Source organism: Enterococcus sp. DIV0682 (assembly GCF_051712685.1).
Taxonomy (GTDB): Bacteria; Bacillota; Bacilli; order Lactobacillales; family Enterococcaceae; genus Enterococcus; species Enterococcus faecalis.
Map to the genome: position 1 here is coordinate 651,615 of NZ_JBIOPK010000001.1, position 15,877 is coordinate 667,491.

Consider the following 15,877-nt stretch of genomic DNA (forward strand, 5'->3'; position numbering starts at 1 on the left):
ATAAAGGAGGAGAAGATGTTTACGTATTCCTTAAACTTAAAATTAAAAACAGATCGGAACTTTTTTGGTCCTGGCGTTGTCGAAGTTTTACAAAAAATTCAGCAAACTGGGTCACTAAACTTAGCGGCAAAAGAGATGAAAATGTCTTATAATAAGGCATGGCGGATTGTGCGGGTAGCTGAAGAAGAGCTATCTTTTCCATTAATTATCAAAAGTGTTGGTGGTTGTAATGGTGGCGGGTCAATTGTTACGGATCAAGGAAAAGAGTTGATTGATCAATATCTTTTATTTGAGAAAAAAGTGTATCAACAGGTAGAGGCATGCTTTGAAGAAATATTTAAAGAACAGGATGTAGTATCGGAGGAACTGAAATGAGAGAAGTATTTCAGCGTTTGAAACAGGCAATATTGGAAAAGCAAGACACGATGTTATTAACGATTGGTACAAGTTCAGGATCTACACCACGAAGTCAAGGGGCTAGAATGCTGGTTTCCGCCGAAGGTAGAATAGCCGGAACTGTTGGTGGTGGCGCGGTTGAATTTCAGGCTGAACAAGTGGCAAAAAAGCTACTTATTGAGAAAGAAAATGCACAACGTCAATTTATTTTAGCCCCGAATAATATTGCTGATTTAGGCATGGTCTGTGGCGGAAATGTCACGATTTTTTTCCATTATCTTTCATGGGAAACGCCATTTTTAAAAGAGTTGTGTGAGTCCATAGAAACGCAATTTCAAAATAATCAACAAGGTTGGTTAATGACTGAACTAGATCAAAACAATTTAGGAAAAGTATCCTTTTATAGTGAAACAGGCAAATTGATTGGTTCCACTTCTTGGGAGGGGGAATTAAGTTTGCTACCTAAAGGTATCTATTGTGAGCAAAAAGAGGAAATCACTTTTTTAACAGAAGCGATCCTCCAAGTAGGGAAAGTGTATATTTTTGGAAGTGGTCATGTCGCACGCGCATTGGTACCTATTTTAAACTATTTATCGTTTTATTGCGTTGTAGTGGACGATCGTCCAGAATTTTTGACGGCACAAGCTTTTCCACAAGCTGAGGAACTACGGGTTATTCCTTTAGAAAATTTAGCTGCGTTTATTGAAATAACGGCGGACGATTATGGTATAGTAATTACCAGAGGACACAATTTTGATTTCATCGTTGCCAAACAGTTATTGGAAACACCAGCCAAATATATTGGTGTGATGGGGAGCAAACACAAAATTGCTTCACAAGTTCGACGGTTAAAAGAGGTCGGTTATACAATGACTGAAATTGAAAGAATTTTCATGCCAATTGGCTTAGACATTGCAGCCGAAACACCAGAAGAGTTAGCGATTAGCATCGCGGGAGAATTAATTCAACAGCGCTATCAATAATGAGGACTTTTGAGTTAAATAAAAAAGTTTTTTTGCTAAAAAATAATTTTTAGAACGAAGATTTGTGGTATAATCTAGGTGATTGAACACTAAACTATATCAGAAATCGAGGTGCAAGAAATGTATTCAATTATTGTAAATGGTCAAAGTGAAACCTGTGAAACAAACAAAAAATTAATGGACTTTTTGCGGGAGGATCTGGGCCTAACTGGAACAAAAGATGGTTGTAACCAAGGCTCTTGCGGCGCATGTACGGTGCTAGTAAATGGAAAGGCTTCCAAAGCGTGTTTGTTTACTCTAGAAAAATTAGCTGGTAAAGAAGTCACGACAATCGAAGGTTTAAGCCAACGGCAAAAAGATGTTTATGCCTATGCGTTTGCAAAAACGGGTGCAGTTCAGTGCGGGTATTGCATCCCTGGGATGGTTATTTCGGCACAAGGATTATTGAACAAGAAACCCGAACCCACAAAAGAAGACATTCAAAAAGCTATACGAGGAAACATTTGTCGTTGTACAGGATATGTGAAAATAATAGAAGCCATTCAGTTAGCTGCTAAAATGTTTTGTGAAGAAACGAGCATTCCGGAAGAACATTCAAATGGTAAATTAGGGGAAGACTTCCAACGGGTCGATGCAGTAGAGAAAACATTAGGCACAGGGATTTATGTAGATGACATTGACATAGAAGGAATGCTTCATGCATCTGCTTTGCGGAGTGCCTATCCTCGTGCAAAAGTTCTATCAATCGATAGTACCCAAGCGTTGGCGCATCCTGACTGTGTGGCTGTGTTCACAGCTAAAGACGTTCCAGGAAATAATAAAATTGGTCATTTAGAATTTATTTCCGATTGGGATGTAATGATTCCAGAAGGAGAAATAACACGGTACGTTGGGGATGCAGTGGCACTCGTTGTTTCAAAAAGAAAAGAAACCTTACCAGAGATAAAAAATTTAGTGGAAGTTGATTACGAAGAAATGATACCGCTTACTTCTTGTGAAGCTGCTTTAGCAGAAGGTGCACCAGCTATTCATGAAAAGGGCAATATCTTGTCTCATGAACACTTGGTACGTGGCAATGCAGAGGAAGTATTAGCAAATTCTGCGTTTATAGTGACAGAACATTATTCCGTACCAATTAACGAACATGCCTTTATGGAACCCGAGTGTGCGATTGCACAGCCTGAAGGTGAGGGCATTTTGCTCTTTAGTGCGGGTCAAAGTATCTATGATGAACAACGGGAAGTGGCTCGGATGTTAGGACTGGACAAGGAAAAAATTCATGTTCAATCAAAACTTGTTGGTGGTGGTTTTGGTGGAAAAGAAGACATGAGTGTTCAGCATCATGCATCCTTAGCCGCTTGGTTATTGAAGAAACCAGTAAAAGTACTGCTAAGCCGTGAAGAAAGTTTGATGGTTCATCCTAAACGCCATGGCATGGAAATGGACTTTACGACCGGCTGTGATGAAGAAGGCAATTTAACTGCAATGAAAGCAGTGATTTATGCGGATACTGGGGCCTATGCTTCTTTAGGAGGACCAGTATTGCAACGGGCTTGTACACATGCGGCAGGTCCCTACAAGTATCAAACGATTGATGTGGAAGGGTTTGCTGTATATACTAATAATCCGCCAGCAGGTGCATTTCGTGGATTTGGTGTTTGCCAAACGGCTTTTGCAATTGAAAGTAATTTAAACTTGTTAGCAGAAAAAGTCGGACTATCACCATGGGAAATACGCTTTAAAAATGCCGTCGCCCCAGGAGATACTTTACCGAATGGACAATTGGTCTCGAAAAATGCGGCGTTAAAAGAAGCCTTGTTAGCAGTTAAAGACGTCTATGAACAAGCGGAAGTTGCTGGAATTTCTAGTTTCTTTAAAAATAGTGGCGTGGGTGTGGGGCTACCTGATACAGGGCGTTGTATTATTTCTGTTGAAGAAGGAAAAATACATGTCCGCACAAGTGCTGCTTGTATCGGTCAAGGGATGGCAACCGTTACGACGCAAATTGCCTGTGAAACATTAAATTTACCACCAGAAATGATTGTTGCGGAAGCACCTGATACGAGAAGAACGCCGAATTCAGGAACGACAACGGCTTCGAGGCAGTCACTCTTCACAGGAGAAGCAACTAGAAGAGCGGCAATGCAATTACGGTATGAACTTGATATGGGACGTGCTTTAAGTGATTTGGAAGGTGAAGAATTTTATGGGGAATATTCAGCGAAAACGGATCCATTAATCAATGATAAAAAAAGTCCAGTTAGTCATGCTGGTTATGGTTATGCTGCTGAAGTAGCTATTCTAGATGACAAAGGAAAAGTAGCTAAATTTGTGGCTGCGTATGATATGGGGCAAGTGGTGAATCCACGAGCTGCTGAAGGTCAAATTGAAGGTGGGATTGCAATGGGCATGGGGTATGCTTTAACTGAAAAATTTGCCTTAGAAGAAGGCTATGTTAAAGCAAAATATGCAACGCTAGGATTAGTGAATGCCGCTCAAGTACCACCAATCGAAACAATTTTGGTTCATGCTGACAATCTTCACGAAGGTTTAGCCTATGGAATTAAAGGCGTAGGTGAGTTAGCAACGATCCCTACCGCACCAGCTTTAGCAGGCGCATATTTTGCCTTGGATGGTCAGCTCCGACCAAGTCTGCCTTTAGAAAATACCCCTTATCAAAAGAAAAAAAGATAAAAGGAGACAACTCATGTCACTCGTTAGTGTCATTATTCTAGCATCGGGCAATTCACAACGGATGGGCCAAAATAAATTGTTCTTAAAATATCAAGGAAAAACATTTTTAGAGCACACGTTAACCTTAGTGAATCAATTAGACGTATTAGAACGGATTTTAGTTGTTTCGCCTGAGAATCAGCCAGCGTTTCCTTTACCTAAGAACATTCAGGTGATTCTCAATCATCAATGGCAAGAAGGGCAAAGTAGCAGTATTCGTTTAGGAACTGAACAAGCTCGGGGAGCTGGCTATTTATACTTACCTAGTGATCAACCATTGTTAACACCTAAAATGCTACAACCCGTGTTAGATAAATGTCAGAGAAATAAAATTATAGTGCCATTACAAAAAGATGGTTGTCCTAGTAGTCCAGTATTATTCGGTAATAAATTTCGACAAGAACTATTAACATTGACTGGTGAAACAGGCGGACGCATGATTTATGAACGCTTTCCAGAAGCAGTTCAGATGTTGAGAATAGCGACTCCTGGCCGTTTAAAAGATATCGACACGCCAGAAGAGTACCAAAAATTAATTCAAGAAACCAATAGTTAGAGAGGAAAAACGTATGAAGGACTTGGTTTATTTAAATTATGCAGCGACTTCCTATAAAAAATTTCCAGCAACCATTGAGGCTTTGACTGCCTATTTAGCAGAAAATCAGTTCATGAATTACGGAAGAAATGCCCCTTTGCTTAGAGAGGGGCTTCCTCTTTTAGAGACACGTCAATTGTTAGCAGACTTTTTTCAGGCACCCAGTGCGGCTCAGATTACGTTTACGAATAACGCAACAACTTCCTTAAATCTTGCATTAGCGGGGATTTTACAACCTGGCGACCATGTGATTACGACTATGTTAGAACATCATGCAGTAGCTAGACCTCTTCACTTGCTTGAGAAAGAACGAGGCATTTCAGTGACGTATGTTGCTTGTCAAAAAACTGGCCTGTTAGATGTAGAAGATATTCAGCGAGCCTGGCGCACGAATACAAAAGCCTTGGTGATGACACACGCATCCAATGTCTTAGGCACAATTTTACCCATTGAAGAATGTTTTCAATGGGCTCAACAGAAAGGCTTACTAACTGTTTTGGATGCGGCTCAAACGGCGGGATTTTTACCAATAAAAATGACCCAGATGGCCATTGATGTGTTAGCCTTTACTGGACATAAAAGCTTATATGGATTAGCAGGTATTGGTGGGTTAGCTTATAGTGAGCGAGGGGCTGAAGCGGTTAAGCCACTGATAACGGGCGGCACTGGTAGCCATTCTAATTCCTTTGATCAACCCTCTTTTTTACCAGATAAATTTGAAGCTGGTACGTTAAACAGTTTAGGTATTTTAAGCTTAAATAGTTCTATTAAAGAGTTGAATAAAATTGGTTTAGCAGCGATTCAAAAGCACGAACGAACCTTAATGCAGAATTTTTTAGATGGTTTATCAGGGTTACCTGTCACAATTTTGGGAACCAAGGACGTGGCACAAACTGTCCCTGTTGTTTCTATCACACTGTGGAATCAGGAAGAAACAGTGGTGGCACAGCAACTAGCAGAACAATATGGCATTATGACGCGCGCAGGTTTGCATTGTGCACCATTAGCCCATGAAACAGCTGGGACTTTAGCAACTGGCACTTTACGTTTTAGCTTTGGTTGGCAGACAACGCCTGAAGAAATTACTTGGACAATTCACGCTTTACAAGAACTACTAATTTGAGAAGGAGCGGACAGCATGGATTTTTTATCACAATGTACATCAGGTGGCTGCGGGGCAAAAATTGAATCCCGTGTACTGAACCAATTGTTGCAACACTTACCCGAAACACCGGCAAATGAGCGGCTACTCGTCGGATTTGAACATGCCGACGACGCCGCTGTTTACCAAATAACGCCTGAAAAAGCTTTGATTTCAACGGTTGATTTTTTTTCACCAATGGTCAATGATCCGTTATCATTTGGAAAAATTGCGGTCGCTAATGCTTTAAGTGATGTCTATGCCATGGGCGGTACAGTCCTTTATGCGCTAAATCTTGTTTGTTTTCCACAAAAGATGTCAAAAGAATGGTTGGAACAAATGCTCTTGGGTGGCAGTTTAAAATTAAAGGAAGCGGGTGCTTTACTGGCGGGAGGCCATTCGATTTATGACCATGAACCTAAGTATGGCTTAGCGGTAACTGGAGAAGTTCATCCAGAAAATTTGTGGCATAATAATACGCCACAGGTGGGGGATGTCTTGATTTTAACTAAAGCATTAGGTGTAGGAATTATTCAAGCGGCTGTTCGGGGGCAATTGGCGAAGCAGACGGAACAAAAAATCGCACAAGATTCGATGGAACGTTTAAATAAATATGCCGCTGCGAATGCTCGATCCTACGCAGTACATGCTTGTACTGATGTGACTGGGTTTGGTCTATTAATTCATGCAAAAGAAATGGCTGATAATCAGGTAACGTTACTGATTGATACAGAAGCGTTACCAACCATTACAGGAGCGTTGGCCTACGCCGGAGAATGTTTAGTCACTGCAGCTGGGCAAAGAAACCGACAAACAATCGGAACGACAATCGATTATTCAAAAATTTCTATGGAAATGCAAGAACTTTTGTTTGATCCACAAACATCTGGCGGACTGTTAATTAGTGTTGCTGCTGACGAAGCGGCAGCCTGTTTAGCAGCTATTCAAAAAGAGGACCCTGTTGCCAAAATTATTGGTGAGGTTCTGCCAAAAGAACAACAAGCAGTAGTACTTTTATAGAGAGAAGGGCCAAATATGAAATTAGTAGATGCATTGGGGAAACCTTGCCCAATACCTGTGATTGAAACGAAAAAAGCTTTGGCGGAGCTAGGTTTAGCTGGAGGCACTATCGAGGTTTTAGTCGATAACGAAGTAGCCATTGAAAATTTAAAAAAATTAGCTGCTAAAAAACAGGCCACTTTGACTGCGAAGCAGATAGAAGCCACGGTTTTCTCTGTCAAAATTACGGTACCTGAAGAAGCGACTCAACAAACAAGTCAGTCAGCAACAGATTTAGTAATTACGATTGGCTCCGATCAATTAGGTACTGGAGACGAGCAGCTAGGACGACTATTAATGAAAAGTTATCTTCAATCCTTATCAGAAGCAGAAACTGTTCCTACACAGCTATTATTCTTTAATCGAGGGGCGTTTTTAACGAATCAAGCAGCGAATACCTTAGCTGATTTGCAACAATTAGCGGAGAAGGGAACCACGATTCAAACGTGTGGGGCCTGTTTAGATTTTTATCATTTAACAGACACCTTAGCTATCGGCTCTATTACTAATATGTACGAAATTGTTGAAACAATGAATCAAGCGGCTAAAGTAATTACGCTTTAACAAAAAAAGAAGGTGAAAAGATGGAGTATTTGCTAACCTTTCCGAATACACATTATGCTGTTCAGGCAGAACAAGTACTGTTGGCAAGAAAGGTGGCTGTTCGCGCCTTTACTTTGCCACCATCATTGACGGATGGCTGTGGGATCGGTTTACTCATTAATGAAGCGGAAATAACTCGCAGTGTATGTTTTTTAGAAGAAGCAAAAGTACGCGTAGCCTCTATTTTTTCTGTGAAAAATGACCTTGGGGAAAGGAGGTACCAACTGTGGAGTCCTTAAAAAAGTGTTTTGATTTACAAGGGAAGGAAATTGTGTCGATTGTTGGTAGTGGTGGGAAAACAAGCTTAATGTGGGCGCTAGCAAAAACATATCGAAAGGAAGCTGTTCTGGTTAGTACAACCACAAAAATTGGGTTTCCCCAACGTCAATTGTATGATTATTTTTATACAAACCATTTTGAAAAAATAACGCCGAATATCTGCGGAATCACTTTAGCAGGAACCGCTATCAACAATCAAACAAAACTAACGATGCCTGCAATGACCTCGCTTCAAATATTGTTTCAGCACTTCACGAAAGTTTTTTTAGAAGCGGATGGATCCAAACAACGACCTTTGAAAGGCTGGTCCTCTTATGAACCCGTGATATTAAAAGAAACAACCACCACAATTGGTGTGCTTCCGATTTCTGTGATTGGTCAAAAGATAGATGAAACGACCATTCATCGGTTGCCGCTTTTTTTGGAATTAACCGATGCGCAACAACAAGAACCAATCACAGAAACATTGTTAGCTCAACTCATTGCTCATCCAAAAGGATTGTTTAAAGAGAGCCAAGGCCAACGAATTTTGTGTTTAAATCAAACCCATACGCGAAGAGAGTTCGTTCAAGCGATGAATGTCTGTCTTCAATTACCCAAAAGCTGTTTTGAAAAATTAGACAAGATTATTGCTTGCAATATGGAATTAGAGAAAGGACTTATTTTATGGGAGAAATCAGTCAAAACATCCAAGAAAAATTAGTGATTGTTCGCGGAGGGGGCGATCTAGCGACAGGTGTTATCCAAAAATTATGGCACGTTGGCTTTAAAATACTAGTATTAGAAACAGAATGTCCTCTGGCCATTCGGCGGACTGTTTCAGTTTGTGATGCTATTTTCCAGAAAGAACAAAGAGTGGAAGATTTGGTTGCTGTTCGAATTACTTCATTAAAGGATTGCGCGAAATGTTGGCAGCAAAATAAGCTGCCTGTTTTTGTCGATCAAACAGCAAGTGCTATTCAACAATTGAAACCACTGATTGTTATCGATGCGATTTTGGCTAAGAAAAATTTAGGTACGCATCGAGGAATGGCACCGATTACGATTGCCTTAGGACCAGGCTTTTCAGCACCGCAAGATGTCGATGTTGTGATTGAGACAATGCGTGGACATAGGTTGGGACGTTTATACTTTGAAGGAACAGCTTTACCTAATACAGGTATTCCAGGTGAAATTGGCGGAAAAAGTGCGGAACGAGTTGTCCATGCCCCGGCTTCAGGACAAGTTACCCACCTTAAAAACATAGGGGATCTCGTGTTGAAAGGGGAAGCATTATTTTTAATCGATCAGGTTCCAGTTTATTCGCCTCTGACAGGGACTTTGAGAGGATTGATTTCAGAAAAGGTAACCTGTTATCAAGGGTTGAAGTGTGCAGATGTAGATCCTCGACCAGTTGAGAAAGTCGATTGCTTGACGATCTCCGACAAAGCTCGTGCATTAGGGGGAGCGGTTTTAGAAGCAATTTTTATGATTGGAAGAAGGAAAAATGTTTTATAAAAAAGAACCTAAATAATATTTTTTTTACCTTAAAAATATTGTTAAAACGGTTTGGAATGTGGTATAGTAAAGACGTAGTAAAAAATACTCTATCTCGAAAGGGGAAGAGTACATACTTAGTTAGATTAATTTGTGAATAAAATCATTTGTAAAAGTTATTTTTTTAGGAATTAATGTAAGGGGTTACAATTGCATTTGAATGCATTGAAATATTTAGGAAAAAAGAAAGGAAATGAATGAAGATGGCACTAGTAAAAATTGTTTATGCAAGTATGACTGGAAACACAGAAGAAATTTCCGAGATTTTGGAAGAACAGTTTCAAGAAGCTGGAGTTGAAGTAGAACGTGAAGAATGTTCAGAAGTTGATGTAGACTTCTTTGATGATGCAGATGCTTGTATTATCGCAACGTATACTTATGGTGATGGGGAACTGCCTTTTGAATTTGAAGATTTCTTTGATGAATTAACTGAAAAGGATTTAGCAGGTAAGCCATTTGGCGTTGTTGGTTCCGGTGATCGTGAATATGGTGAATTTTTCTGTAAATCAGCGCATGATTTTGTAGGAGCTTTTGAAAAAGCTGGTGCTAAAAAAGTAGCTGAAACAGTTGAAATTGAAAACAATGCAGAAGAAGAAGACATCGAAATGCTAAAAACATTTGTTAAAAGTGTTGCCACAACTTTATCTGATAGCGTTGCCTAAAGGTTTAAGAAAGTAGGAGTCAGAATGAAAAGGAATGATGAAGGTAGGTATTTCAATGTTTAATATTCTTCAGTCGACTCAATTATCTAGTAATACATTTGATTTTTGGCTGGAAGCGCCAAGAATAGCGACACATGCCCAGGCTGGACAGTTTGTTATTTTAAGAATTGACGAAAAAGGAGAGCGGATCCCTTTAACGATTGCGGAGACAAATCCACAAGCAGGCAGTATTCGAATTATTTTCCAAGTAATCGGTAAGACAACAGCTGCACTTTCCCAACTTAAAACTTCCGACTCTTTGTTAGATATCACTGGACCTTTAGGTATGCCCACAGAAGTGAAGCAATATGGAACGGTGATGGTTGTCGGTGGCGGGGTTGGCATCGCGGCTATTTATCCAATTATCAAGGCTTTAAAAGAAGCAGGCAACCGAGTGATTACGATTTTGGGGGCACGCACAGCTGAGTTAGTTCTGTTACAAGAAGAATGCCGTCGTTATTCGGATGAACTAATCATTACAACGGATGATGGTTCATTAGGTAAAAAGGGCTTAGTAACAGAAGCGATGGAAGAAGTTATTGCACGTGAATCTGTAGCGTGCAGTTGGGCGATTGGGCCCAGCATCATGATGAAATTTTGTACCTTGACAGCTGAAAAACATCAATTACCAATTTATGTTTCCTTGAATCCTATTATGATTGACGGAACAGGTATGTGTGGCGGTTGTCGGGTCACTGTTGATGGCACCATGAAATTTGCCTGTGTTGATGGACCTGAGTTTAAAGGCAATGAAGTAAATTGGGATGAATTCATTAATCGAATGAAGCAATATCAGGAAGAAGAAGCAGTTTGCTTTACAGATCGTTTGAAAGAGCAGGTGGAGAAAAATGGCTAGAAAAAGTCGTATAAAAACACCGATTGCGGAACAAGCACCTACTATCAGAAAGAATAATTTTGAAGAGGTTTGCTTAGGCTATACATTAGCAGAAGGGCAAGAAGAAGCGATTCGCTGTTTACAATGTAAAAATGCACCTTGTATTGCTAAATGCCCCGTGATGATTGATATTCCTGGATTTATTTTAGCTATTCGTGAAGGAAACATGGAACAAGCAGCCGATATTTTAAGTAAATATACGAATTTACCTGCTATTTGTGGACGCGTTTGTCCGCAAGAGAAACAATGTGAACAAGTTTGTAAATTAGGGAAAGCCAAAAACTTTGAACCAGTGGCAATTGGCAAATTAGAACGTTTAGTTGCCGATTGGGCATTAGAAAATCACAAGTTTCCTAAGAAAACAGCGGAACCAACAAAAGGGAAAATCGCAGTGGTCGGTTCTGGTCCTTCTGGGTTAACAGTTGCGGGGGATTTGGCAAAGCTCGGCTACGAAGTAATTATTTTTGAAGCGCTTCATGAAGCTGGTGGCGTATTAACCTATGGTATACCTGAATTTCGATTACCGAAAAAAATTGTTAAACAAGAAATTGCGAGTATTGAAGCCTTAGGTGTAACAATAGAAACCAATGTGGTAGTAGGTAAAACGATTACGATGGAAGAAATAATGTCAGAGTTTGATGCCTGTTATCTATCGGTTGGTGCAGGGGCACCAAACTTTATGGGAATCCCAGGAACTAGTTTAAATGGGGTTTATTCTTCTAGTGAATTTTTAACACGAATCAATTTAATGCATAGCTATGAGTTTCCAGAATATGATACACCGATTAAACGTGCTAAAAATGTTGTTGTGATTGGCGGCGGGAATGTTGCAATGGATGCCGCTCGTTCAGCCAAACGATTAGGCGCTGAAAATGTGAACATTGTGTATCGTCGTTCGTTAGAAGAATTACCAGCAAGAATTGAAGAATACCACCATTCCCTTGAAGAAGGAATTAACTATTATTGGTTAACGAATCCAATTGCTTATTTAGATGACCAACAAGGAAATCTAGCCGGTGTTGAATGTGTCAAAATGGTTTTAGGTGAACCAGATGCGTCTGGAAGACGAAGGCCAGAACCGGTTCCAGACAGCACGTTTACCATTCCTGCTGATGCAGTAATCGAGGCAATTGGCCAAGGGGCAAATCGCGTCTTGTTATCAACATATCCAGAAATAGAACTAAACCAATGGGGTTACATTCAAGCTGATCCTAAAACAGGAGCAACATCAATACCTGGCGTTTTTGCTGGGGGCGATATAGTCACAGGTGCTGCCACCGTTATTTTAGCGATGGGCGCTGGGAAAATCGCAGCTAATGCAATTGATCAGTATGTCAAAACACAAAAAACAACAGTCACAAGCAATGTTTAGGAAAGATAAAAGGTGAAAAAATGAAAAAAACAATGGATGGAAACACCGCAGCGGCTTATATTTCATATGCGTTTACAGAAGTTGCCGCTATTTATCCTATCACACCAAGTTCAACAATGGCTGAGTTGGTAGATGAATGGGCGGAAAGTGGTTTAAAAAATATTTATGGTCAAAAAGTTCAAGTTATTGAAATGCAATCAGAAGCTGGGGCAGCGGGAGTAGTTCATGGTTCGTTAAAAACAGGTGCGTTAACCACTACTTATACTGCTTCACAAGGTTTACTGTTGATGATTCCCAACATGTATAAAATCGCAGGAGAATTGCTGCCTTCTGTGTTCCACGTGGCGGCTCGGGCAGTAACGACAAGTGCGTTGAGTATTTTTGGTGATCATGGCGATGTGATGGCTACCCGCCAAACAGGTTTTTGTATGTTAGCAGAATCGAGTGTTCAAGAAGTGATGGATTTGTCGGCAGTTGCTCATTTAGCTAGCTTAGAAGGTAGTTTACCTTTTGTAAACTTTTTTGATGGTTTTAGAACGAGCCATGAACTACAAAAAATCGAAGTGATTGATTATGATGACCTGAAAGAAATGGTGAATCAGGAAGCTGTAACTCGTTTTAGAATGGGAGGCATGAATCCTAATCATCCCACTGTTTCAGGGACCGCTCAAAATCCTGACATTCATTTTCAACAAAGAGAAACAGTCAATAAAAATTACGAAGAAATGCCAAAAATTGTTCAAAAATACATGAAAAAAATTAACAATCTTCGTGGAACAACGTATGATTTAACCGATTATTACGGGGTTGAAGATGCAACAGAAGTCATTATTTCAATGGGGTCGGCTTCGCCAGTAATCAAACAAACAGTCGACTATCTCAATCAACAAGGACGCAAAGTTGGTTTTATCAATATTCATTTATATCGTCCATTTCCTACCGAAAACCTTCTTGAAAAATTACCAGCTACAGTAGAAAAGGTTGCGGTTTTAGATCGAACAAAAGAATCAGGAGCCGAAGGAGAACCGTTATTGTTAGATGTTCAAAGCGCTCTTTATCAACATGAAAATCGCCCAATTGTGATTGGTGGACGTTATGGGTTAGGTTCTAAAGACGTAGCGCCTAATCAAATTAAAGCGATCTATGATCATTTGTTATTGCCATTTAAAGAATTAAAACAACGCTTTACGGTAGGGATCGTTGATGATGTAACCTATCAATCATTGCCAGAAGAACCTACTTTAGATTTAACGCCAGATACTACCTTCCAAGCAAAATTTTGGGGCTTTGGTTCTGACGGAACTGTGGGAGCAAACAAGCAAGCGATTAAAATTATCGGAGATCATACCGACCTTTATGCACAAGCTTACTTTAGTTATGATTCTAAAAAATCAGGCGGTTTAACCGTTTCGCATCTGCGTTTTGGTAAAGAGCCAATTACTTCCACGTATTTAATTGAACAAGCAGATTTCATCGCTTGTCATAATGCTTCCTATTTGCATAAATACGACCTGTTAAAAGGTTTAAAAGATGGCGGAACGTTTTTACTGAATACTATTTGGGATCAAGAAAAGGTTCATCGTTTATTACCGGCTAAGTTAAAAAAATATATTGGGGAGCACCAAATCAAATTTTATATTATCAATGCGGTTGAGTTAGCTCGCAAAGTAGGCTTAGGTCGTCGGATCAATACAGTGATGTCTACTGCCTTTTTTGAAGTAACAGATATTTTAACGAAAGAGCAATATTTACCGTTACTTAAAGAAGAAGTGAAAAAGACTTATGGAAAAAAATCAATGGAAATTGTTGAAAAAAATTACCAAGCGATTGATGCTACCTTTGAATCGCTGCAAGAAATTGTAGTTCCAGAAGATTGGGCAACCATTGTTTTAGAGCCAGAAAATAAAGAGTCGGAAGCTCCAGCTTTTGTGACAAATATTTTAGAACCGATCAATCGTCAAGAAGGGGATCAGCTGACCGTTTCAGATTTGATTGAAAACGGAATGAAGGGCGGTGCCATTCCAATGGGCACTGCGGCTTATGAAAAACGTGGCATTGCGTTAGAAGTGCCTGAGTGGCAAATGGATAAGTGTACGATGTGTAATGAATGTGCCTTTGTTTGTCCACATGCGGCTATTCGACCATTTTTAGCGGATGAAGAAGAACTGAAAGAAGCACCTGCAGGTTTTGCCATGCGCGAAATGCGTGGCACTGATGGATTGATGTATCGTATCCAAGTTTCTTTAGAAGACTGTACAGGTTGTGGTCTTTGTGTTCAGGCTTGCCCTGTGAAAGACAAGGCGATTTTAATGAAACCTTATGAAACTCAGAAAGAGCAAGCAATGAATTGGGCCTTTGCGATGACTCTTAAACAAAAAGCCAACCCAGTCAAAAAACTTTCTGTTAAAGGTTCCCAATTTAATCAGCCATTGATGGAATTTTCAGGTGCTTGTGAAGGCTGTGGCGAAACACCTTATATTAAGTTGTTGACGCAACTATTTGGTGATCGAATGATGATTGCTAACGCAACAGGCTGTTCATCAATTTGGGGTGGTTCGTCACCGGTGACGCCTTATACAACGAACGAATGTGGCCAAGGACCAGCTTGGAGTAATTCGCTGTTTGAAGATAATGCGGAATATGGTTATGGTATGTATATTGCCAATCGAACGAAACGGCAACATTTAGCTAGTCTGGTTGAAGAAAGTCTTGCTAAAAACGTCGGATCAGATTCACTTCAAGCCTTGTTAAATGATTGGTTGGAACACATGGCTGAAGGGGAAGGAACACAACAGCGAGCAACCAAACTAGCGGCGGCATTAAGTGAAGAAGCCGATGAAGATCCACTTTTAACAAAAATTTACGAACAAAAAGATTTACTAGTGAAAACGAGTCAATGGATTGTCGGCGGCGATGGTTGGGCCTATGATATCGGGTTTAGCGGCATTGATCATGTTCTTGCCAGTGGGGAAGATGTTAATATTTTTGTTATGGATAACGAAGTATATGCCAATACAGGCGGACAAACATCTAAAGCTACACCAGCTTCAGCCATTGCCAAATTCTCAGCGGGTGGGAAACATACCTCTAAAAAAGATTTAGGGATGATGGCAATCACTTATGGGAATGTCTATGTTGCACAAGTGGCTTTAGGCGCAAACTCAATGCAAACGATTAAAGCAATTGACGAAGCGGAGCGGTACCCAGGCCCATCAATTATCATCGGTTATACCCCATGTATTAATCACGGGGTCAAAGGTGGAATGGTTCGGACGTTAGATCAAGCCAAAGAAGCCGTTGAATCTGGCTATTGGCCACTTTATCGCTATAATCCAGAGTTAGTTAAGAAAGGCAAAGATCCGATGGTCATTGACTACAAGAAAACAGATTTTGACAAAATGCGTGATTTCCTTGAAAAACAAACACGTTACTCTGCGTTGCATACAATTAAAGAGAATCAAGAAGTAGTCGAACATTTACTTGATAAAACTAAAGAAGATGCAATTGAACGCTCTGAAAGTTATAACAAACTAGCCACACATATGAAAAAATAAAAAAACAAAGCCTCTTACTTGAGAGGCTTT

14 protein-coding genes are annotated in these 15,877 nt (G+C 40.1%); all 14 read left to right on the top strand.

Features of this window, described 5'->3' with window-relative positions; translation table 11 throughout:
• Positions 1-15 precede the first annotated feature (15 nt).
• The gene (locus IGK96_RS03190) at positions 16-375 is read left to right on the top strand and encodes a winged helix-turn-helix domain-containing protein (RefSeq protein ID WP_002356595.1); all 360 of its coding nucleotides are present in this window, start codon (positions 16-18) and stop codon (positions 373-375) included.
• Positions 372-1,379 carry an XdhC family protein gene (locus IGK96_RS03195; RefSeq protein WP_010776031.1) on the top strand — a complete coding sequence of 336 codons (1,008 nt, stop codon included), beginning with the start codon at positions 372-374 and terminating at the stop codon, positions 1,377-1,379. Before IGK96_RS03190 ends, IGK96_RS03195 begins: the two co-directional genes overlap by 4 nt.
• 120 nt (positions 1,380-1,499) lie before the next feature.
• Positions 1,500-4,073 (top strand): selenium-dependent xanthine dehydrogenase, encoded by a 2,574-nt coding sequence (gene xdh, locus IGK96_RS03200; protein WP_085443245.1) that lies wholly within the window; start codon positions 1,500-1,502, stop codon positions 4,071-4,073.
• A 13-nt stretch (positions 4,074-4,086) separates the two neighbouring features.
• The gene (gene mocA / locus IGK96_RS03205; protein ID WP_085443246.1) at positions 4,087-4,668 is read left to right on the top strand and encodes a molybdenum cofactor cytidylyltransferase; all 582 of its coding nucleotides are present in this window, start codon (positions 4,087-4,089) and stop codon (positions 4,666-4,668) included.
• Between the two features lie 13 nt (positions 4,669-4,681).
• Positions 4,682-5,830 (top strand): selenocysteine lyase SclA, encoded by a 1,149-nt coding sequence (gene sclA, locus IGK96_RS03210; protein ID WP_113851296.1) that lies wholly within the window; start codon positions 4,682-4,684, stop codon positions 5,828-5,830.
• A gap of 15 nt (positions 5,831-5,845) precedes the next feature.
• Complete coding sequence (selD, locus tag IGK96_RS03215) at positions 5,846-6,868, top strand: selenide, water dikinase SelD (RefSeq protein WP_002356601.1); 1,023 nt, start codon at positions 5,846-5,848, stop codon at positions 6,866-6,868.
• Between the two features lie 15 nt (positions 6,869-6,883).
• The gene (gene yedF / locus IGK96_RS03220) at positions 6,884-7,471 is read left to right on the top strand and encodes a sulfurtransferase-like selenium metabolism protein YedF (protein ID WP_002382672.1); all 588 of its coding nucleotides are present in this window, start codon (positions 6,884-6,886) and stop codon (positions 7,469-7,471) included.
• A gap of 20 nt (positions 7,472-7,491) precedes the next feature.
• Positions 7,492-7,749, top strand: coding sequence for a DUF3343 domain-containing protein (locus IGK96_RS03225; RefSeq protein WP_070415729.1), 258 nt, complete (start codon positions 7,492-7,494; stop codon positions 7,747-7,749).
• Positions 7,737-8,492 (top strand): selenium cofactor biosynthesis protein YqeC, encoded by a 756-nt coding sequence (yqeC, locus tag IGK96_RS03230; protein WP_070415728.1) that lies wholly within the window; start codon positions 7,737-7,739, stop codon positions 8,490-8,492. Before IGK96_RS03225 ends, yqeC begins: the two co-directional genes overlap by 13 nt.
• Complete coding sequence (gene yqeB, locus IGK96_RS03235) at positions 8,456-9,286, top strand: selenium-dependent molybdenum cofactor biosynthesis protein YqeB (protein WP_002356611.1); 831 nt, start codon at positions 8,456-8,458, stop codon at positions 9,284-9,286. Before yqeC ends, yqeB begins: the two co-directional genes overlap by 37 nt.
• A gap of 236 nt (positions 9,287-9,522) precedes the next feature.
• Positions 9,523-9,987, top strand: coding sequence for a flavodoxin (locus IGK96_RS03240; protein ID WP_002382673.1), 465 nt, complete (start codon positions 9,523-9,525; stop codon positions 9,985-9,987).
• 37 nt (positions 9,988-10,024) lie between these two features.
• The gene (locus tag IGK96_RS03245) at positions 10,025-10,882 is read left to right on the top strand and encodes a sulfide/dihydroorotate dehydrogenase-like FAD/NAD-binding protein (RefSeq protein WP_002365019.1); all 858 of its coding nucleotides are present in this window, start codon (positions 10,025-10,027) and stop codon (positions 10,880-10,882) included.
• Positions 10,875-12,293, top strand: coding sequence for an NADPH-dependent glutamate synthase (gene gltA / locus IGK96_RS03250; RefSeq protein ID WP_010776028.1), 1,419 nt, complete (start codon positions 10,875-10,877; stop codon positions 12,291-12,293). Before IGK96_RS03245 ends, gltA begins: the two co-directional genes overlap by 8 nt.
• Before the next feature lie 20 nt (positions 12,294-12,313).
• Entirely contained in the window at positions 12,314-15,847 is a 3,534-nt protein-coding gene (nifJ, locus tag IGK96_RS03255; RefSeq protein WP_070415725.1) for a pyruvate:ferredoxin (flavodoxin) oxidoreductase, read from the top strand.
• Positions 15,848-15,877: the final 30 nt, after the last annotated feature.